A 20,101-nucleotide genomic window follows, 5' to 3' on the forward strand; every position below is an offset into this window, starting at 1 on the left:
TTTTTCCATTTGCAAGGATGCTTTCATGCTGGACACTGCCGCGCTGCATAGCGCCCTGATACAACAGCGCACGCGCGAAAAACGCCGCTGGCGCTACTTGCTGCTCTTTATTGTGCTGATTGCCTTAAGCCTGCTGCTGGATGTGGCCACCGGCCCCTCGCTGCTGCCGCTGCGTGACGTGGTCACCACGCTGCTGTCGCCGGCCAGCGCCGACAGCATGACCTACGCCATCGTAATGGATATGCGCCTGCCCATCGCGCTGATGGCACTGGTGGTGGGTGCCGCGCTCGGCCTGGGCGGCGCGCAGATGCAAACCCTGCTGGACAACCCGCTGGCCAGCCCGTTTACGCTGGGGCTGGCAGCCGCAGCCGGCTTTGGTGCCGCGCTGGCGCTGGTCAGCGGTGGTTTTGGCCTGCCGCCACTGATTGCCATCCCGGTAGGGGCTTTTGTGTGCTGCATGTTGGCCGCCAGCCTGTTGTTCGGGCTGGCACTGATGCAACACGTCAGTAGCCAGACCATCATTCTGGCCGGCATTGCCATGTTGTTCCTGTTTCAGTCGCTGCTGTCGCTGCTGCAGTTTTTGTCCTCGCCGGAACTGAACCAGCAAATCGTGTTCTGGCTGTTCGGTAGCCTGATGCGCACCACCTGGGACACGCTCGCCATCACTGCCGTGGTCACCGTAGCGTGTGGCATCTTGCTGTACCGCGACGCGTGGCAGCTCACCTGCCTGCGCCTGGGCGAAGCCCGTGCGCGCAGCCTGGGGGTGGACGTCACCCGCTTGCGCCTGAAAACGCTGGTACTGGTGGCGCTGATGACCGCCACCGCCATCAGCTTTGTCGGCATCATCGGCTTCATCGGCCTGGTGGCACCGCATATCGCCCGCATGCTGATTGGCGAAGACCAGCGCTTCCTGATACCGCTGTCGGTGCTGTGCGGCGCCTGCATGCTGTCGGTCTCGTCGGTGTTATCCAAATCCATCATCCCTGGCGCGCTGTTCCCCATTGGTATTGTCACCGCCATCATCGGCGTGCCGTTTTTCATCTGGCTGATTCTGGGAAAGGGCCGCAAACGTGCTTGAACTGAATCAACTGACGCTGCATATCGGCAAGCAAACCCTGGTGCGCCAGCTCAGCCTGCAGCTGCAGCCAGGCCAGCTACATGTGATCATCGGCCCCAACGGCACCGGCAAAACCAGCCTGCTGCGCGCGCTGTTCGGCGAGCTGGCTCCCCAGGGCGGCGATATCCGCTTTAACGGCGAAACCCTGTCGCGCCTGCACCTGGCGCGCTGGCGCAAGCGCTTTGGCTACATGCCGCAAAACATCCAGCTGGAGCTGGACCTGAGCGTGCTGGAGGTGGTGGTGCTGGGCCGGCTGGACAGCCTGAGCATGCGCCTGTCCGACGACGACATCCTGGCCGCCCTGCAAGCCCTGCAGGCGCTGGGCATCGCCCACCTGGCAGACCGCGCCATGTACTCGCTCAGCGGCGGGCAACGGCAGATGGTGCTGTTTGCCCAGGTACTGCTGCGCGACCCGCAAATCATGATGCTGGACGAGCCGGTCAGCGCGCTGGACCTGCAGCACCAGATGCAGCTGATGGAGCACCTGCACCAGCAAACCCGTGCCAAAAACTGGGTCAGCCTGGTGGTCTTGCACGACCTGAACCTGGCAGCGCAGTACGCCGACCAGCTCATCGTACTGGCGGGTGGCCAGCTGCAAGCCTTCGGCCCGCCGGCCCAGGTACTGCACGCCGAGCTGATTCACCAGCTCTACCAGGTACCGGTAGACATCCACCACGACCGCGACGGCAAACCGTATATCCGCACCCTGCGACAGGAGCACACCCAACCATGCTAAGCCCCCGCCATGTCCTGGCCACCCTGATGTTGGCCGCAGCCACCACCCCGGCCCTGGCCGCCGAGCATGTAGTACGCATGCTGAACATCGGCAGCAACGGCACCACCATGGTGTTCGAGCCGGCCTTTGTCCAGGCAGAGGTCGGCGACAGCGTGCGCTTTGTGCCGGAAACCGCCGGCCACTACGTGCGCAGCCTGGCCACCCCAGGCGGGGTCAGCCAGTGGAACAGCAGCGAAGACCAGCCCTACACCGTCAAGCTTGAGCAAGCCGGCCTGTACTTTTACATCTGCCCGCCGCATTTGATGATGGGCATGATCGGCCTGATCCAGGCCGGGCCTAATGCGGCCAACCTGCCGGCCGTACAAGCCAGCATGCAGGCACAAAAGGGGCGCATGTACAGCAACAGCCAGCGCGTGGATGCTCTGCTACAGCAGGTAAAGCCATAAATGAACGCCCTGGCCGATAGCCGCCAGGCCTGGCAGCGACTGAGCCCGGCAGCTCGGCTGCTAGTGGCCAATGGCCTGGCCTTCAACCTGGGCTTTTACATGATGATGCCCTTCCTGGCCCAGCACCTGGGCGGCACTCTGGGCATGGCCGGTTGGGCAGCCGGCCTAGTAATGGGCATGCGCGTGTTCAGCCAGCAGGGCCTGTTTCTGCTGGGCGGCACGCTGGGCGACCGCATCGGCTACCGCCCGGCCATCATCTGGGGTTGCCTGGTACGCAGCGCCGGCTTTGCCCTGCTGGGCTGGGCCGAGCACCTGCCACTGCTATTGCTGGCCGCGTTTCTTACCGGTTTTGCCGGCGCGCTGTTTACCCCCTGCGCCCAAGCCTACCTGGCGGCAGAGTGCCGCGATGCCACGCAAAGGCAGCAAGCTTTTGCCCTGCACAATCTGGCCAGCGAAGCCGGTATGCTGCTGGGGCCGCTGGCCGGCATGCTGCTCACCGGCGTGAGCTATGGCCTGACCGGGCTGGTGTCCGGCGGGGTCTTCCTGCTGCTGACCTGGCTGCAATGGCGGGTACTGCCGGGCGAGCCGCCACGCACCCGGGCAGTAACGGAAAGCGTATGGCAGCAATGGCGCAGCCTGCTGCGCAACCGCGCCTTTCTGCGCTTTACCGCGCTGGCCAGCTGTTATTCCTTGCTGTTCCACCAGCTCTACCTGGCGGTGCCGGCCTTTATCCACAGCCAGCCACACGCCACCTGGCTGCTGGGTAGCGTCTTCACCGTGACAGCGCTGATCGGCGTGTGCTTGCAGCTACCGGCCACCCATCTGGTACAGCAGCGCCTGGGCAGTGCCGGTGGCATGGGGCTAGGCCTGGCATTGATGGGCAGCAGCTACCTGCTACTGGCGTGGTTGGCCGCATGGCCAGCGCTGGCCGTACTGGGCATGGCGGTGGTGTTTTCGCTGGGCTCCATTCTGTGCTACCCCTTGTTTTCCGCCCACCTGCCCTACTACGCCGGCAGCGAACGGCTGGGTGGCTACTATGGCTTTCACGCCAGTAGCGGCGGCTGCGTGGCGCTACTGGCCAATGTCGGCATTGGCGCTGCCCTGGGCGAGGCCGGCAGCCCCCCGCCGATAGCCGTGTGGTACGGCTTGGCCATCGCAGGCTTCATATCGGGACTGCTGCTCTATCTCCAGTTGAAAACCGAACGGTCAAGCAGCCCGCCAGTCAGCCGTGTATCACCATAAAAAGCAAAAACCCCTGACTCAATGAGCTGCTTGAATCAGGGGTTTTCCCTGGATGCCAATAGCCAAGCTCGACCCTGCCGCCTGACGATTTCACCACCGTGTGCCACCACGGGATAGGCAGGTCACCATGCGCCATAGCCTGTCATTGCACACTTGATACCAGCCAGCACATGCTGGCTTTAGCAAGCAGCGATGATTCAATCAGCCAGATCAACACGAACATGAAAAAAATCATCGCTAGCAGAACAAACACCGGTGCACCGCCTATCGTCTTCCAGCTCAAAATGAGTGCTTGCTTGCACCACCCAGCTCTGCTTGCACTACGCCCCGTATCTGCATCACAACAGATAGAAAAATAAACAACAGGGCTCACCGCGAGCAATAAAGAAAGCAAACAAACCAACAGCACCAAAAAGACAGGGATATCTGGCAAGAACAGCAAAAAAACTGCCACAACAAGTAGAAAGACAAAAAACTCCAGAAAATCACCCACCATCTCAACATCAAAAAGCAGATCAGGCAGCAGCAACGGCTTAGTCAATGCCACGACAGCAGCATGCTGAAATGTTTGCACCAGACCAAAAGCCAGGAAAGCAAAACAAAAACCGGCATAAGCCGCTATGAGCCAGCCATTTAAAAACAAAAAAACAAAAACAAAAAGGTGAGTGACAAGCAATGATGCAAGCAAAAATCTACGCGCACCACCACCACTTACCAGCATATCCACGAGTGGTCGCAAAAAAGCTGCCGGCAACAGCATCAGCATTCCTGCGATAGCCAGCTCACTGACACTCCCTGTCGCTTTATACGCCCACAGCAGCAATATGCATTGCATCACAACCGAACTTGCTTGTGATGCCACCTGACCAAACAGTACAAACCAGAACATTCACCCCAACCACAAGTAAGATCATGCGCGTCAATCGGTCGCCAGGCGCACCCATGACCAACATGCAAAAAGCCTGGCTACCGGCTCACATCAGGAAGAAAAATTCCCGCCCAACGCTTTATACAAAGCAACAAAGTTGCTCATTTCTGCGGCACGCAAATCAATCAAAACCTGACGTGCACCATATAGCTGACGCTGAGAATCAAGCAGTTCCAGCCGCCCTTCCATTCCGGCACGATAACGGAGGTTAGATAGATTCAGTCTTTTCTCTGCACTGGCGACGGCACGTTGTTGTGCCTCTATCTGGCGGCCATAGGTTTCACGCCCTGCCAATCCGTCAGCCACCTCTCTGAATGCGATCTGAATGGCACGCTCGTACTCTGCAACGGCAATAGACTTTCTTACCTCTGCCAAGCGTAACTCAGCCCTTAGTTTGCCCGCGGTAAAAATGGGAAGACTGAGCTGAGGGACAAATGTCCACGATCTGCTATCGCTCGAGAACAGATTTTTCATCTCCGCACTACCATATCCAAAGGTTGTCGTTAATGAAATCCGTGGAAAGAATGCAGCCCGCGCAGCGCCAATATCTGCATTTGCAGCACGTAAATTATGCTCTGCTTGCAGTACATCAGGGCGGCGGGTCAATAAGGCAGATGGCAGGCCGACCTGCAGCACGGGCCGGGGTAATGTTTCAAGCAAAGGAACAGGTACCATTTGTTCTGGCACATCCCCACCGGTTAACAACTGCAGATTATTGTTTGCTTGCAATAAAGCGCGACTTCTGGCTTCAACATCTGCCTCCGCACTCGCCACCTGACCTTCAGCCTGCGCTACATCAAGCCCGCTACTTTGATTAGCATCTTTTAATTGACGGACTAGTGCCAGTGACTGTTGCCAGTCAATCAGCGTTTTTCTCGCTAGTTGCCACTGCTCTTTTGCCAGCAACTGCGCATGATAGGCATCGGCAACAGCGCTAATCAGCGATATTTCGGCTGCATTCCGCCCTTGCTCACTGGCAATAAAACGATCAAATGCGGCATCAGTCATCGTACTCGCACGAGAAAACAGATCTACTTCAAATGCACTTGTTCCTATTCCGATGTTTTTCAGTGAGCTCACCGTTGCACCACCACCATTGGTATTACTACGCTGACGGGTAAGACTCACCGTGGCATCAACAGAAGGAAAACTGGCTGAACGCTGAATACCATACTGCGCCTGAACGGCTGCAACATTAAGCGTTGCCAATTTAAGGTCGCGATTATTCACGAGAGCGTGTTTGATCAACTGCTGCAAGCGAGGATCAAGAAAAATTTCAGACCAGTCGCTATAGACTTTCTTCACCTGGCCGTCCTCACCACCAGACAATGGATAAAGCTTCGGCACCGGGGTATCCGGCATCACCAGTTCCGGGGTGAGTGAACACGCAGACAAGGTGGCCATGGATAACAAAATGACTAGATGTTTTCTCATCAGACAGACCCCTCATCTGCAGCATGGCGATGAATCTGGCGCTTACCTGCCCAGGCATTGACTTTTTCCTGCAGGCTCATCACAAAGACAAAGAAAACCGGCACAAAAAATATGGCCAGCACGGTCGCACTCACCATGCCGCCGAACACACCGGTGCCAATAGCATGCTGCGTTTCTGCACTGGCACCTGCGGCCAACATCAACGGTACGACACCAAGGCCAAATGCCAGAGAGGTCATCAGAATCGGGCGCAAACGCAAGCGTGAAGCGGTCAATACTGCGTCGGCAATGGTCTTGCCTTGTTCTCTGAGCTGTTTGGCAACCTCTACGATCAAGATGGCATTTTTCGCCGAAAGACCAATCACGGTAATCATACCTACCTTAAAGAACACATCATTTGGCAGCCCCCTGAGCAAGACTGCCGCCACGGCACCCAGTAGCCCCAACGGCACCACCAGCATCACGGCCATCGGAATACTCCAGCTTTCATAAAGTGCAGCAAGCACCAGGAAAACCACCAGCATCGACAACAGCATCAACAACGGTGCTTGTGTTGCAGACCCACGCTCTTGCAGAGACTGCCCCGTCCAGGCAATGCTGAATCCCGGTGGCAGCTGCTTGGCCAGGCGCTCCATCTCGGCCATGGCCGCACCACTGGAAGCACCTGGTGCCGCACTACCGGATAGTTGCGTGGCTGGCACACCCTGGTACCTCACCATTTGCAATGGCGTTTCATTCCACACTGGTTTCACTACTTCCGATAATGGCACCATGCCACCTTGGGCATTGCGTACATATAACTTGAGGACATCATCAATCTGCATGCGTGCCGGTGCATCAGCCTGCAAAATGACCTGCTGCATACGCCCGGCATTAGGGAAGTCATTCACGTACAGTGACCCGATAGCAGAAGATAAGGTATCGCTGATACTGGTAAACGCAACGCCCAATGCCTCTGCTTTTTGTCTGTCAATATCAAGACGAATACTGGTTCCAGCAGGCAGTCCATCCGGATAAACGTCTGTTACCACCGTACTCTTTGCGGCCAACTCAAGCAGTTTGACTTCCGCAGCTTTCAACGCCGCATACCCCTGATTGGCACGATCCTGCAACCGGAGCGTAAATCCCGAGCTGGTGCCCAGTTCTTCAATCGCTGGTGGCGACATATGCATAACGCGGCCCTCTGCGACCCCCTCGGTCGCTTTCGATGCAGATTCCACTTCAGATTTCACAGTAGCGCCGCCGCGTTGGTCCCAATCCTTCAGCGTGGTAAAGGTCATGGCAGTATTCGGGCCGGACCCGGAAAAACCAAAACCCAGAACCGATAGACTGGCATTGACTGCCGGGCGCTGAAGCACATGTTTCTCGAATTTCTCCACCACTTCCAAGGTTCTGGGTGTCGTAGCATCGGCTGGCAGCTGGAAAACCGTCATGAAATACCCTTGATCTTCTTCCGGCAAAAATGAAGACGGCAGAATGTGGAAACCCGCAAGCAAGCACGCCGTTAACACCGAAAAAATCAGCATCATCCGCCCTGCTTTCAAAATCAGCTTGGCCACCTGGGAATGATAACGGCTTGCCATCGCGTCAAAGGTACGATTGAACCAGCCAAAAAAACCTTTCTTGGCATGATGTCCGGAAGCAGCAGGTTTCAGCAAAGTAGCGCACAAAGCAGGCGTTAGCGTCAGGGCCAAAAATGCGGAAAACAGAATGGAAACCGCCATGGACAAACTGAACTGCTGATAAATTACCCCCACCGAACCACTCGCAAAAGCCATCGGAATAAATACGGCAGTCAATACCAGGGTAATGCCGATTACCGCGCCGGATATTTCACGCATCGCCTTGATAGTGGCTTCTCGTGGCGACAGCCCCTCTTCGGTCATGATCCTTTCTACGTTCTCAACTACCACAATGGCATCATCCACAATAATGCCAATACCCAACACCATGCCAAACATGGTCAGTACATTAATAGAGGCACCGGCCAAAAGCATAACGGTGAAGGTACCTAGCAAGGCAATAGGTGCCACAATGGCGGGTATTAATGTGTAGCGGATATTTTGCAAAAACAGGAACATCACCAGAAACACCAATACCATGGCCTCAATCAAGGTATGGATAACTTTCTCAATAGAGGCTTTGACAAATGGTGCGGTATCAAAAGGTATCGAGTACGTCATCCCTTTGGGCATGGCTTGGCTAAGTTCGCCCAAGCGGGCTTTCACTGCATCAGCCGTTTTTACCGCATTGGCGCCGGGTGCCAACTGGATGGCAGCTGCGGTTGCACTTTTGCCATTCTCACGGTTATCAAAACCATATGACTGCGCCCCCAGCTCGACCCGCGCCACATCGCCCAGAACGACTTTCGATCCATTTGCATTCGATTTGAGCACCACATTGGCAAACTCATTTGGACTGCTCAGCTGGCCCTGAACGGTCAGCGGGACTGTGACCCGCTGGCCGGATACAACAGGCGCCGCGCCAATACTGCCCGGGGATATCTGGGCATTTTGCTGGCTGATCGCCGTGGACAAATCCGCCATCGTCAGCCCATATGCAAGCAGCTTGGCAGGATCTACCCAGATGCGCATGGCTTGCTCCGCACCAAATAGCTGTACGCGGCCAACGCCCTCAATGCGACGCAACTCTTCCACCATGTTGCGCGCCATGTAGTCGCTCAGTTCCACCTCGCTGAATTGGCCGGTATCGGAGCGCAGCCCGATAATCATCAAGAAACCGGACGAAGCAGACTCGACCGACAGGCCATTCTGGCGAACCGCTTGTGGTAAACGGGACTCGATTGATTTGAGCCTGTTTTGTACGTCGACTTGTGCCAGCTCTGGGTCAGTACCGGGTTTGAATGTAACGGTGATAGAGGCCGAACCCGAGGTATCCGTGGTCGATTCGAAATACAGAAGATTCTTTACACCGGATATTTCACGCTCGATCAGACTCAGCACCCCATCGTTCATGGCCTGTGGCGTCGCGCCAGGGTAGCTGGCGGTTATCGTCACGCTTGGCGGCGCCACCGAGGGGTAGCGGGCGATAGGCAGATTGGGAATAGCCATCAAGCCAGATAGCATGATGAAAAATGCGATCACCCAGGCAAATACCGGGCGATCAATAAAGAACTTAGCCATGAATAAACCCTTCCGTCCGGTTAGCGCACAGCCGGCTGAGTCGCCGCCAGATTGCTGCTTAGCGTGACCGGCATACCCTCGACCAGACGCTCCATACCCGCCACCACAATGCGCTGGCTTCGTTTCAGACCCGATACGATGCGATAACGCTGGCTGACCAATTCGCCCAATTCAACCGGTGCAAGGTGCGCCACATTCTGGCTATTGATGGTCCAGACGTGGGCTTTGCCACCCGGCCTGACCACCGCTTGTTGCGGCACACTCAACGCGTCCGGGTAACTGGCCAGCGGAATCCTTGCCCGAACAAACATGCCCGGCAGCAGTTGGCGCTTCGGATTATCGACTTGCACACGCAAGAGGACATCGCCAGTACCCGAGTCAACATTGACCCCGGAAAACAGCACCTTTGCGCTTACCTCATAGACACCGCCAGTGCTTTTCAAAATGGCGACAGGCATGCCGTTGCTGGTATTCACACGATGCTTTTCCAGCGCCTGTTGCAAAGCCTCCAGCGAAGCCGCAGGGCGACGGACATCAACATACACTTTGTCAATCTGCTGAATACGCGCCATGGGGCTGGTGTCGGATGTGCCAACCAGCGCCCCTTCCGTCACCAATGCCTGATCGATGCGGCCAGCAATCGGGGCATCCACGGTGGTAAATTTCAGGTCCAGTTGCCGACGAGCCAATGCCGCACGTGCCTGTGCGACGTCCGCAGCAGCTTGATCACGCTGGGAAACAGCATCGTCGTAAACTTGGCGGCTAATCGCATCAGACGCCAGCAACGGTGCCAGACGCTGGGTCTGGACTTGCGCACGCGTCAAAGCAGCCTCAGCCCTTTGCAGTGCAGCGTTGGCCGTGTCTTTCTCGGCAACAAACGGAGCCGGATTGATCTGGTATAGCGGCTGGCCGGCGCGGACTTCCCCGCCTTGCTCAAACAGCCTTTTCTGGACGATGCCGCTGACTTGTGGCCGAATTTCGGCAACGCGAAACGCCTCCACCCGCCCCGGGAGGTCTTCGCTGGTGTTGAATGTCGCGGGAAGCACAAGCTCGGTAGACACCACTGGGGATAATGGTGTTTCATCTGCGACAGGTTGCTCGCAAGCGGCCAACAACAATGACACGGCGACTGCACCACCTTGCAGCAAAACCTGATTTATCTTCATACAAACCTCGCCAGGAACGGGTAAAAAAGCAAGCCAAGGTAGATTTTGCATTTACCTGATGGATTTATAGTTGGCGTTGTGTGGAGACTGGATGGAGATGAAATAAATTGTCTGACCTGAATGAAGCGGCACGCTCCCCGTCTGGCTTGATCCTGATAGCAGAAGACGAGGCCGAGATTGCCGAAATACTGGCCGCCTATTTGTCACGCAGCGGTATGCGCTGTGTGTTTGCGGCAAACGGGCGCGAAGCACTGGCGCTACACCATAGCGCCAGACCGGACTTGGTCTTGCTGGATGTACAGATGCCGGAAATAGATGGATGGCGCGTATTGTCAGAAATACGCCTCCACAGCAATACACCCGTCATCATGCTTACGGCCATGGACCAGGATATCGACAAGCTGATGGGGCTGCGAATCGGTGCGGATGACTATATTGTCAAACCCTTTAACCCGGCAGAAGTCGTCGCTCGCGTTCAGGCAGTGCTGCGGCGTAGCAATATGCACCAGCCCCCTCTTCAATCATCATTACTCAGGGCAATGCCCTTTCTGATCAACTTGCAAAGTCATGAGGTGATGGTAGAAACCGGTGAGGGGCCGTTAGTGCTGGAACTGACACTGACTGAATTCAAGCTTTTAGCCCAATTGGCTACCGCACCCAAGCGAGTATTCAGCCGAGCGGAACTGCTCGCCAGCTGTTTGCCAGAGGGCGATACCCTTGAACGCACGGTTGACAGCCACATTAGCAAACTACGGAAAAAGCTGGAAAAAGCCGGTATAACAGACATGCCACATGGTGTACGTGGTGTTGGCTACCGGCTTTGGAGTTAGCGATGAAACTGGTTGGCATCTATCGTCAGATTGCACTTACCATGATGGCCATGGCTGTTGGCATCACGCTATTGGTCGTGATTACCTCGTATGTGCTTTACGCTCTTTGGCAAAAATATTGGCCAAACTACTTTCCTGACGACGATTACATGCAGACGGGTCCGGAATGGGTCTGGTTCATATTAACAACTTTAACCGCACTGGGACTAGCCGTAGGCGTTGCATCCCACATCTCAAAACGAATACTCTCACCATTAAAATCCGTCACCGACAGTATCAAAAAAGTGGCCGATGGTGATTTATCAGCACGCGCAGTCGCTAATGAAAATGCCCCGCTTGAGGCGTTTCATCTTGTCAATGACTTCAACGTGCTCGTTGAAAAATTGCAGCAAGCTACCAATGAGCAAGTATTCTGGAATGCTGCGATTGCACACGAATTGCGTACACCAGTCACCATTCTGAGGGGGCGCTTGCAAGGTTTGGCCGAAGGCGTGTTCGAGCCGGATGAACGACAATTCCGCAGCCTGCTTATGCAAATTGAAAGCCTAAATCAGCTCATCGAAGACCTGCGAGTCGTTAGCTTGGTCGAGAGTGGGCACTTACCCCTGAACCAGCAGAAAGTTGATATATCTTTGGAAATTCAACATGTCGTTGAGTCAATGACAGATGTGCTGAAAAAAACAAATCAACACGTCATCATGGACATACAGGCAAATTCTGCTTTTTGCGACCCGCTGAAGATACGACAGGCCATTCTGGCACTACTGGAAAATGCAACAAAACATGCCATGCCAGGAGGTATCCTGATTAAAACCAGCATGGTGAATGAAACATTTTCGATCAGTATCGAAGATGAAGGCCCTGGTATCCCGGACACATTCATAGCCCAAATGTTTACTGCCTTCAGGCGCGCGCCAACTGCGTGCGGCCAAGGTAGTGGCTTGGGCTTGGCCGTTGTGGCTGCCATCGCCAAGGCTCATGGCGGCCAGGTAGCTTATGCTAAAAACGTCAAGAACGGCTCGTCATTTACGATAACCCTTCCTCATCACATCAGCACCTTGCCGTAGCCGCATCATGATTTAATTCAGCACAGCACCATTGTAGAAGGTGAGAAAACCACATGATGAATGATGAAATAATCCTGAAAAAAACCACCCCTGATGACATCGCGGCCTTCAAGAAAGAACTGCAGGAAGCTTTCTCTTTGGCATGCATGGGTGAACCAGGATTTACCCTTGATGAACCGATACCATCAGATGATGATCTGGACAAATCCATCACATCACCCAATAGCGTCATGCTGCGCATCCTATACAACAATAAAAAAGTAGGTGGGGCTATCGTCAGTATCAACCAGCAAACTCACGACAATTCGCTTGATTTTTTCTTCATAAAATCAGGTGAGCATGGAAAAGGTTTAGGTCGAAAGGCTTGGTTTGCCATTGAAGCACATTACCCGGAAACCAAGTCTTGGCAAACACACACGCCCTATTTTGAAAAGCGGAATATCCACTTTTATGTGAACGTGTGTGGTTTTAAAATAGTGGAATTCTTCAACCAAAAACATCTCGATCCGCATGCGCCGCCGTCGGATAACTTGACTGGGCCCGATGAAGCGTTCAGGTTTGAAAAGTTGATGTAAGAGATGAACGGCCAACTATCCGCACGGCGCCAGCCCGGACCGCACCGGCGCCGGCTTGCAGAGCCACAAAACGGAGGCAGCGTGTCGCAGCGGTGGTCGCAAAGCTTGAAACCATTACGTCGTCCAGACCAGCCCTGCATGAAAAAGGCCCTGCATCAGCAGGGCCTCGCATGCGCTGGATGTGTAACGCCATCAGCCGCTTGATCAGGGCTGGCGATACACCTCTTTACCCGCCAGAACAGTAGATAGCACTTTCACCCGCTGGATATCCGTAGCCGGCATCTGCAGCAGATTACGGTCCAGCACAATCAGATCGGCCCACTTGCCGGCTTCAATCGAGCCGATATCCTTTTCCCTGCCCAACGAGTACGCCGCATTGTAGGTGAAGGCACGAATGGCCTGCGGTACGGTCAGGCCGGGGTCATCGCCCAGACGGCCGGGGTAGCGGTCGGCTTCGCCAGGGTTGGCACGGGTGACAGCAATCTGCAGCGCAAACCATTCGTTTAACGGATCAACCGGCCAGTCACTACCAAAAGCAATGGTGGCACCGGCCTGCTGGAACTTGCCTGCCGTTTCCAGATAGGGGTAACGCTCATGGCCGATATACGGTTTGACGGTATCCAGCGTGTCAGCTGCGGGCTTGCCCCACTGGAAAGACAAAATGGGCAAGGCGTTCAGCTGGCGGTAACGCGGGTAGTCGGCCGGGCGAACCAGCTCGTTATGCGCCAGGGCCGGGCGCAGCGTGCTGTTCGGGTAGACCTTGCGCAGTTTTTCTACCGCGTTAAGGGCAACGGTGACGGCTTGGTCACCATCGGTATGCAAATGCGGGGTGAGCTGCCGGCGAGCCAGGGCCAGCACCAGCTGGTCCAGCTTGACCTGGTCAAAGTACAGTTCGCCGCGCTTATCACCGGCACGCCAGTCCGGCGCGGCCTCGCTGCCATGATTGTGCAGATAGGGTGCGTGCAGTGCCGCCGTTTGAGCCGGGGCCTGGATCACGCCGTCCATGAAGATTTTGGCAGTGGTCAGCCGGATATCCGGTTGACCGTCCACGCGCGGCTGGTGGTAGCGCTTGGCCAGCTTGCCTACGTTGGCCGCAGCCTGCTCCGGCTGGCGGGCTTGGTCCGGGGTAATGACCGGGGCAAAATGCGCGCGCGCCGTTAACTTGCCTTCCGCCCGCAAGGCAGTAAATGTCTGCAGGCTGTGCGGATCGGCGGCGGCGTCCAGAAAGGTGGTCACCCCTTGCGCATTCAGGGCGGACAAAGCAGCCAGCGCATAGTCGCGGCGCTGGGCTCGTGCAGCGGCAGCCGGCAGCGGCGGCATGGCCTGCATCACGTTTTCCATGGCCCCGTCTTCAAAAATGCCGCTGGGCCGCCCGTCCGGCAAACGCAGGATCTTGCCGTTGCTAGGCGCTACCGTGGCGGCACTGAGTTTGGCGGCACGCATGGCGGCACTGTTGGCCGCCAGGGTGTGGTGATCGCTGGAGACCACAATCACCGGGCGGGTGGGCTCGATGCTGTCCAGCACGGCGGCACTCAGGTCGGAGCCTGCCGGCATGCCCTGGCGGAACCAGGCTTGTACCTGTAACCATGCCCCGGCCGGCAGTGGCTGGGCGGTCAGGCACTGGCGAATCCGCTCACCGATGGCGCTGGTATCGAGTGATTCATACGCCAGCGAACAGCTGCGCAGCAAGGCGCCCCCGCCCAGCGGGTGCAGGTGGGCATCAACCAAGCCGGGCAGCATCATCTTGCCGGCCAGATCAACGGTGCGGGTGGCGGGGCCGGCCAGAGCGCGAATCTGCGCATCACTGCCCACCGCCATGATGCGGCCATCCCGAATGGCCACGGCTTGTTGCACACTGTCGCTGGCATCTACGGTATAAACCACGCCGTTTACATAGATGTGGTCCGCAAATGGAGCCGCCACGGCCGTGCCGGCATACAGGGTGGCCGCAACAGCCAGCGTAAGGGCAGCCAGACTGCGGCGGCGGTATGGATGGGTAGTCGTCATGAGGCGTTCCTGTGGGCTTGGAAATAGTAAGTTATTACTTACATTTATTCATAGCAAGCAAACCTGCTAGTATCTGCCGACGTCTTCCCTACCCTGTGTCTTTTCGTCCGCATGATCGACTGCTTCGCCTTCCTGAAAAAACAGCCTGCCCAGCAACGCTCCCTGGACTCGGTGAACCGCATCCTGGACAGCAGCCGCCAGATCCTGGCCGTGGCTGGCTACGAGGCGCTGAGCACCAACCGCATCGCCCAGGAAGCCGGCGTAAACGTGGCCTCGGTCTACCAGTATTTTCCGGATAAGGAAGCCATCCTGTGCACGCTCTACCTGCACTGGGTCGCACCGGTGTACGCCATTTACGATGACATGCTGGCGCAAGCCAGGCAGGGTTTGCCTTTCGTGGCGATGGTCAGACAGCTGGAAAGCCGGCAAAGCCAGCTATATGAAAACACCTGGGGATACCAGCACATGGCCCATCTGGTGGAGATGCTGCCTGCACTGCGCCAACTGGAAAACGAACACGTACAGCGCAGTGCGGCCTATCTGGCCGACCTGCTATCGACCTACCGCCAGGGTTGGCCGCGGGCGCAGCTACTGACATACGGGGCCATGCTGTACCGGGTAATCGGCACCTTCAATACCGCCTACGCCACGGCCACGCCCGGCGAGAAAGCGCTCATCCTGCGCATCTACCGGCGCACGCTGATCGGCATGCTGCGCATTTATCTGAACGCACGCACGCCAAGCAGTCGGGCTGTCTGCCAGTGCCCTCCGCCGCCAATACAGCGCTAGCCAGCGTATCCGGGTGTAGCGCATAAACACTGATCACGCTGCCACAGAAAACTGCTCAAAACTGGCACAGATCTGTCACAAGTGGCGTTGTGACAGTTTTAGCGATGCTAAAAACGCAAAACCCCTGATCCAATTTTTCAATTGAATCAGGGGTTTGTGTTTGGTTGCGGGAGCAGGATTTGAACCTACGACCTTCGGGTTATGAGCCCGACGAGCTACCAGACTGCTCCATCCCGCGTCTGATGTGTTGAATAATATACAGTATCTATCGTGATGTCAATGATTATTTACTGTAATTATCAATTTGTTTTCCGGAAGGCTTTGCCGGAAATGAAAAAGCCAATCTTTCGATTGGCTTTTTCGAAAACTTGGTTGCGGGAGCAGGATTTGAACCTACGACCTTCGGGTTATGAGCCCGACGAGCTACCAGACTGCTCCATCCCGCGACAGAGAGGAGCAACTATATCTGTAGAGCACTGCCGCGTCAAGCTTTTTACAAAAATAACTCAGGCTGCCGTCTGTACGTAGGCGTTAGCGGGGTAAATCACGCTTTCCACACCCGCAGGTGTGCGCATGGTCACTTCGTAACGGCGGCCTACTGCACGCACGTCCATGACTTCAAAACGCAGCTCTTCACCGCTATCGGTGACTTCCAGGATGCTATGACCTGGTTCCAGTTGGTTGATACGCATTGTAAATTTCCTTTTCAGTTTTCATTCTTGTTATGAACTATTGGTAAAACAGCTTGAAGCTACAGGACACCATACACAGTGTCAAAGGCATTGACCATACGTAAGACTACGAGGTTCCCGTGTATTGTCAGACAGCTTAGCAGCGGCAAATGAACGCCGGATGACAAACAAGAAAAACGCCCCGCAATGCGGGGCGTTGTGGTGTGGATACCGGTACAGCTTAGCCTACGCGCATGCCTGGCTGGGCGCCGTCGTCGGCATCCAGCAGGAACAGGCCACTGCTGTCGTCGTTACCGGAGGCGCAGACGATCATGCCTTGCGATACACCAAAGCGCATTTTGCGTTCGGCCAGGTTGGCTACCACGATCACCTTGCGGCCAACCAGCTTTTCCGGCTCCTGGTAGGCGGAACGGATACCGGAGAAGATGTTGCGCTGTTCAAAGCCCAGATCGACGGTGAACTGCAGCAGCTTGTCGGAGCCTTCCACAAAGTTGCAGGCCAGTACCTTGCCCACGCGCAGGTCCAGCTTGGCAAAGTCGTCGATCTTGATGGTGTCGGCCAGCGGCTCGTAGTTGGCCGCAGCGGCCGGTGCTTGTGCTTCCATTGTCTGTTTGTTCGCTTCGATGAGTTTGTCCACCAGCACCGGGTCGACGCGTTGCATCAGGTGCTGGTACGGCTTGATGGTGTGACCCAGCAGCGGCTGCTGGGCGTCGGTCCACTGCAGCGGCGCCACGTCGAGGAAGGCCTCCACGTCTTGCGCCACTTTCGGCAGTACCGGCTTCAGGTAGATGGTGAGCAGGCGGAAGGCGTTGATCAACACGGTGCACACTTCGTGCAGGCGCGCTTCCTGGCCTTCCTGCTTGGCCAGCTCCCACGGTTTGTTGGCATCAACATAGGCGTTCACCACGTCGGCAATGCCCATGATCTCGCGCAGCGCCTTGGCGTACTCGCGCGCTTCGAAGGCGGCGGCGATGTTGTCGGCCTCGGCGGCGATATTGCCCAGCAGGCGGGTTTCATCCTGCACGCTGTCGGCCAGCTTGCCGCCAAAGCGCTTGGTGATGAAGCCGGCGGCGCGGCTGGCGATGTTGACGTACTTGCCCACCACGTCGGAATTGACGCGAGCCACGAAATCACCCAGGTTCAGGTCGATATCTTCGATGCGGCTGTTGAGCTTGCCGGCGATGTAGTAACGCATCCATTCCGGGTTCAGGCCGCATTCCAGATAGCTCTTGGCGGTGATGAAGGTGCCGCGCGACTTGGACATTTTCTGGCCGTCCACGGTGAGGAAGCCGTGGGCGAACACGCCGGTAGGCGCGCGCATGCCGGAGAACTTCAGCGTGGCGGGCCAGAACAGTGCGTGGAAGTACAGGATGTCCTTGCCGATGAAGTGGTACATCTCGGTGTCGGTGTCAGGCTTGAACCAGGCGTCGAAGTCCAGGTTCAGCTGTGCGCACAGCTTCTTGAAGCTGGCCATGTAGCCGATCGGCGCATCCAGCCACACGTAGAAGTACTTGCCCGGCGCGTCGGGAATCTCGAAGCCGAAGTACGGGGCGTCACGGCTGATGTCCCAGTCCTGCAGGCCACCGCCGATCCACTCGTTCATCTTGTTCAGCGATTCCGGCTGCAGATGCGGCTGTACCACGCCGTCGGCACGGGTGGTCTGGCCGCTGGTCCAGTCGCGCAGGAAGTCGGCGCACTCGCCCAGGCGGAAGAAGTAGTGCTCGGAGGTTTTCAGCACCGGGGTGGCGCCGGACACGGCCGAGTACGGGTTTTTCAGCTCGGTGGGGTTGTAAGTGGCGCCGCACACTTCACAGTTGTCGCCATACTGGTCTTTGGCGCTGCATTTCGGGCATTCGCCTTTCACGAAGCGGTCTGGCAGGAACATCTGCTTTTCCGGGTCGAACAGCTGCTCGATGGTACGCGAGGTAATCTTGTTATCGGCACGCAGCGCGCGGTACATCTGCTGCGCCAGTTCCTTGTTCTCCGGGCTGTTGGTGCTGTAGTAGCTGTCGTGGCCAATCAGGAAACCCTGCGAGTCGGCCACGTGCAGCGCTTCTACTTCGGCAATCAGCTGCTCGGGGGTAATGCCGCGCTTCTCGGCTGCCAGCATGATGGGGGCGCCGTGGGTGTCGTCGGCACACACGTAGTAGCACTCGTGGCCGCGCATCTTCTGGAAACGCACCCAGATATCGGTTTGGATCTGTTCGAGCATGTGGCCAAGGTGCAGCCCCGCGTTGGCGTAAGGCAGTGCACTGGTCACCAGAATCTTGCGTGTGGTCATGGAGAAGCGTCCGGTGAAAGGTATTCGGTAAACCGTCGATTATAACGACAAAGGTTGGCCGCGACAGTCATCGCGGCCAACCTTCTGCAATTACGCTGCTCCGCCTATCGTTACAGCGGGTTCAGCTTGGGGCGATGGCCAGGCCGGCAGGGCCAGAGGCCATGCCCGTCAGGCCGATTGTGGCAGCATGTCCGGGTCGTCGCGCTCGGCCATGGCCACGGCCACTTGCGGGCGGGCCAGCCACACAAACAGCAGCGCCGTCACCACCGACAGCAGAGCAAAGCCGGTGATGCCACCAGCAATATAAGCCCAGCGGAACAGCTCGATGCCGATACCGTAGCCGGCCATGCACAGCATACTCATGCCCGCCGAGACCACGCCCTTGGGCAGGCTGCTGCTCATCAGGGCAAAGCGGTACAGCACGCCAAAGGACAAGCCCTCGCCTACCGCCATCAGGCTCATGCCCAACACCAGGAAGATGTGCTGGTAATGGCCATACAGTACGCCGGCCAGCATCAGCACCAGCCCGCCCACTACCGGCCACATACCCAGCAGCACGGAGCGGCCCAGCGGCCAGGCTTCGGCGCGAGCGGCCAACAGCAGGTTACCGGCGATCAGGCCACCGAATACCGGCAGCTGCCACAGGCCGTAGGCCAGCGTGCTCATGCCCAGGTCCTCGACCAGCAGCACCGGCGACAGGGCAATCCAGCCCATTAGCGGCAGCGCCAGCATGGGGATGCACAGTACCGACAGCACAAAGCGGCGGTCACGCAGCAGCTGCAGGTAGTCGCCACCCATGCGCGACAGCGGGCGCGGGTTGGCCGCAGGCTGCACGGTTTCCGGCATTTTCCACCACAGGCCCAGTAGCGCCAGCAGCGCGCAGACGGCAATAAACAGGAAGCAGCTGCGCCACGGCGCCAGTTCGATCAGCGCGGCACCGGCCAGCGGGCCCACCATGGGCGCAATCAGCGCCACGTTGGCCATCAGCGCGGTAACGCGTACCGCGGTTTTCTCGGCGTAGGCTTCCTGCACCGCGGCATAGCCCACGGCATTGATGAAGCACAGGCCCATGCCCTGCAGTACGCGCAGCGCCATATAGGCTTCGATGCTGTGCACCAGATAGGTGGCCAGGCAGCTCACGATAAAGAACACCACGCCGGACAGCAGCACCGGGCGGCGGCCGTAGCGGTCGGACAGCGGGCCGGTAAGCCACGATAGCGCCGCACCGCCCAGCAAAAAGAACGTCATCGACAGCGGCACCCAGCCGGCGTCCACGCCGAACTCGCGGGTAACCTGCAGCATGGCCGGCTGCGCCATGTCGTTGGCGATATACACGGCAAACTCGAACAGCACCAGGGCTAGCGGGAACAACAAGGTAGCAACAGACAGGTGGGCAATTTTATTATTGGCAGACAAAAGAACACCTCAAAAAACCATGACAAGGCAGCAAGCCGCCGCGTCACGTTGACAAAAAGGCCGGGGATTCTACGTGAAATCAGCCACTTAGGCCAGCGCTTATTGCCACCGCGCTGCCAGCGCGGGCGGCTGGCGGCGCTTTGGGCTATCATTTACCGCATTCCCCGCGCCCCCGGCGCCTGTCGGCGGGGGCAAAACCTGATTAAAATAGTCGGGTAATCCCGACTTGGCG

Annotated in this window: 16 protein-coding genes and 2 tRNA genes; 8 read left to right on the forward strand and 10 right to left on the reverse strand. The window is 57.2% G+C overall.

Annotated features, from left to right (window positions below):
* Positions 1-28 precede the first annotated feature (28 nt).
* The 4 genes from ACZ9XP_RS01550 to ACZ9XP_RS01565 are packed head-to-tail and all read left to right on the forward strand — an operon-like array spanning position 29 to position 3,541.
* Positions 29-1,078 (forward strand): FecCD family ABC transporter permease, encoded by a 1,050-nt coding sequence (locus ACZ9XP_RS01550; protein WP_465187941.1) that lies wholly within the window; start codon positions 29-31, stop codon positions 1,076-1,078.
* Entirely contained in the window at positions 1,071-1,853 is a 783-nt protein-coding gene (locus tag ACZ9XP_RS01555) for an ABC transporter ATP-binding protein (RefSeq protein ID WP_147682338.1), read from the forward strand. The genes ACZ9XP_RS01550 and ACZ9XP_RS01555 overlap by 8 nt, the downstream gene beginning before the upstream one ends.
* Entirely contained in the window at positions 1,847-2,299 is a 453-nt protein-coding gene (locus ACZ9XP_RS01560; RefSeq protein ID WP_147682339.1) for a plastocyanin/azurin family copper-binding protein, read from the forward strand. Before ACZ9XP_RS01555 ends, ACZ9XP_RS01560 begins: the two co-directional genes overlap by 7 nt.
* Complete coding sequence (locus ACZ9XP_RS01565; RefSeq protein ID WP_147682340.1) at positions 2,300-3,541, forward strand: MFS transporter; 1,242 nt, start codon at positions 2,300-2,302, stop codon at positions 3,539-3,541.
* Between the two features lie 142 nt (positions 3,542-3,683).
* On the opposite strand, the gene ACZ9XP_RS01570 is transcribed toward ACZ9XP_RS01565, so the two are convergent.
* From ACZ9XP_RS01570 to ACZ9XP_RS01585, 4 genes are all read right to left on the reverse strand, one after another.
* A complete protein-coding gene (locus ACZ9XP_RS01570; RefSeq protein ID WP_147682341.1) occupies positions 3,684-4,430 on the reverse strand; it encodes a hypothetical protein in 747 nt (248 codons plus the stop codon).
* A 90-nt stretch (positions 4,431-4,520) separates the two neighbouring features.
* The gene (locus tag ACZ9XP_RS01575) at positions 4,521-5,903 is read right to left on the reverse strand and encodes an efflux transporter outer membrane subunit (protein WP_147682342.1); all 1,383 of its coding nucleotides are present in this window, start codon (positions 5,901-5,903) and stop codon (positions 4,521-4,523) included.
* A complete protein-coding gene (locus tag ACZ9XP_RS01580; RefSeq protein ID WP_465187891.1) occupies positions 5,903-9,046 on the reverse strand; it encodes a multidrug efflux RND transporter permease subunit in 3,144 nt (1,047 codons plus the stop codon). The genes ACZ9XP_RS01575 and ACZ9XP_RS01580 overlap by 1 nt, the downstream gene beginning before the upstream one ends.
* Before the next feature lie 20 nt (positions 9,047-9,066).
* Complete coding sequence (locus tag ACZ9XP_RS01585) at positions 9,067-10,212, reverse strand: efflux RND transporter periplasmic adaptor subunit (protein WP_147682344.1); 1,146 nt, start codon at positions 10,210-10,212, stop codon at positions 9,067-9,069.
* Between the two features lie 107 nt (positions 10,213-10,319).
* Here ACZ9XP_RS01585 and ACZ9XP_RS01590 point away from each other — a divergent pair, with 107 nt between their 5' ends.
* The 3 genes from ACZ9XP_RS01590 to ACZ9XP_RS01600 are packed head-to-tail and all read left to right on the forward strand — an operon-like array spanning position 10,320 to position 12,684.
* Positions 10,320-11,042, forward strand: coding sequence for a response regulator (locus tag ACZ9XP_RS01590; RefSeq protein ID WP_147682345.1), 723 nt, complete (start codon positions 10,320-10,322; stop codon positions 11,040-11,042).
* A gap of 2 nt (positions 11,043-11,044) precedes the next feature.
* Positions 11,045-12,109, forward strand: coding sequence for an ATP-binding protein (locus tag ACZ9XP_RS01595; protein WP_147682346.1), 1,065 nt, complete (start codon positions 11,045-11,047; stop codon positions 12,107-12,109).
* A gap of 53 nt (positions 12,110-12,162) precedes the next feature.
* Positions 12,163-12,684, forward strand: a complete 522-nt coding sequence (locus ACZ9XP_RS01600; protein WP_147682347.1) for a GNAT family N-acetyltransferase — start codon at positions 12,163-12,165, stop codon at positions 12,682-12,684.
* A 204-nt stretch (positions 12,685-12,888) separates the two neighbouring features.
* On the opposite strand, the gene ACZ9XP_RS01605 is transcribed toward ACZ9XP_RS01600, so the two are convergent.
* Positions 12,889-14,691 (reverse strand): amidohydrolase, encoded by a 1,803-nt coding sequence (locus tag ACZ9XP_RS01605; RefSeq protein ID WP_147682348.1) that lies wholly within the window; start codon positions 14,689-14,691, stop codon positions 12,889-12,891.
* 111 nt (positions 14,692-14,802) lie between these two features.
* Here ACZ9XP_RS01605 and ACZ9XP_RS01610 point away from each other — a divergent pair, with 111 nt between their 5' ends.
* The gene (locus tag ACZ9XP_RS01610; protein ID WP_147682349.1) at positions 14,803-15,480 is read left to right on the forward strand and encodes a TetR/AcrR family transcriptional regulator; all 678 of its coding nucleotides are present in this window, start codon (positions 14,803-14,805) and stop codon (positions 15,478-15,480) included.
* A gap of 161 nt (positions 15,481-15,641) precedes the next feature.
* Here ACZ9XP_RS01610 and ACZ9XP_RS01615 read toward each other — a convergent pair.
* The 5 genes from ACZ9XP_RS01615 to ACZ9XP_RS01635 form a co-directional block, all read right to left on the reverse strand.
* Positions 15,642-15,718 (reverse strand) — tRNA-Met (locus tag ACZ9XP_RS01615).
* 131 nt (positions 15,719-15,849) lie between these two features.
* Positions 15,850-15,926: transfer RNA gene (locus ACZ9XP_RS01620), tRNA-Met, on the reverse strand.
* Positions 15,927-15,986: 60 nt separating this feature from the next.
* A complete protein-coding gene (locus tag ACZ9XP_RS01625; RefSeq protein ID WP_147682350.1) occupies positions 15,987-16,172 on the reverse strand; it encodes a hypothetical protein in 186 nt (61 codons plus the stop codon).
* Between the two features lie 220 nt (positions 16,173-16,392).
* Positions 16,393-18,453, reverse strand: coding sequence for a methionine--tRNA ligase (gene metG / locus ACZ9XP_RS01630; protein WP_147682351.1), 2,061 nt, complete (start codon positions 18,451-18,453; stop codon positions 16,393-16,395).
* A 168-nt stretch (positions 18,454-18,621) separates the two neighbouring features.
* Positions 18,622-19,869: an MFS transporter gene (locus ACZ9XP_RS01635; protein WP_465187892.1), complete on the reverse strand. Its 1,248-nt coding sequence runs from the start codon at positions 19,867-19,869 to the stop codon at positions 18,622-18,624.
* Positions 19,870-20,101 lie beyond the last annotated feature (232 nt).

Source organism: Vogesella perlucida, from assembly GCF_979366545.1.

Bases quoted from the DNA above. Each gene is read 5' to 3' on its own strand.
- ACZ9XP_RS01560 (WP_147682339.1), top strand. From the start codon at position 1,847: ATGCTAAGCCCCCGCCATGTCCTGGCCACCCTGATGTTGGCCGCAGCC.
- ACZ9XP_RS01565 (WP_147682340.1), top strand. From the start codon at position 2,300: ATGAACGCCCTGGCCGATAGCCGCCAGGCCTGGCAGCGACTGAGCCCG.
- ACZ9XP_RS01570 (WP_147682341.1), bottom strand. From the start codon at position 4,430: ATGTTCTGGTTTGTACTGTTTGGTCAGGTGGCATCACAAGCAAGTTCG.
- ACZ9XP_RS01575 (WP_147682342.1), bottom strand. From the start codon at position 5,903: ATGAGAAAACATCTAGTCATTTTGTTATCCATGGCCACCTTGTCTGCG.
- ACZ9XP_RS01580 (WP_465187891.1), bottom strand. From the start codon at position 9,046: ATGGCTAAGTTCTTTATTGATCGCCCGGTATTTGCCTGGGTGATCGCA.
- ACZ9XP_RS01585 (WP_147682344.1), bottom strand. From the start codon at position 10,212: ATGAAGATAAATCAGGTTTTGCTGCAAGGTGGTGCAGTCGCCGTGTCA.
- ACZ9XP_RS01595 (WP_147682346.1), top strand. From the start codon at position 11,045: ATGAAACTGGTTGGCATCTATCGTCAGATTGCACTTACCATGATGGCC.
- ACZ9XP_RS01600 (WP_147682347.1), top strand. From the start codon at position 12,163: ATGATGAATGATGAAATAATCCTGAAAAAAACCACCCCTGATGACATC.
- ACZ9XP_RS01605 (WP_147682348.1), bottom strand. From the start codon at position 14,691: ATGACGACTACCCATCCATACCGCCGCCGCAGTCTGGCTGCCCTTACG.
- ACZ9XP_RS01610 (WP_147682349.1), top strand. From the start codon at position 14,803: ATGATCGACTGCTTCGCCTTCCTGAAAAAACAGCCTGCCCAGCAACGC.
- ACZ9XP_RS01625 (WP_147682350.1), bottom strand. From the start codon at position 16,172: ATGCGTATCAACCAACTGGAACCAGGTCATAGCATCCTGGAAGTCACC.
- metG (WP_147682351.1), bottom strand. From the start codon at position 18,453: ATGACCACACGCAAGATTCTGGTGACCAGTGCACTGCCTTACGCCAAC.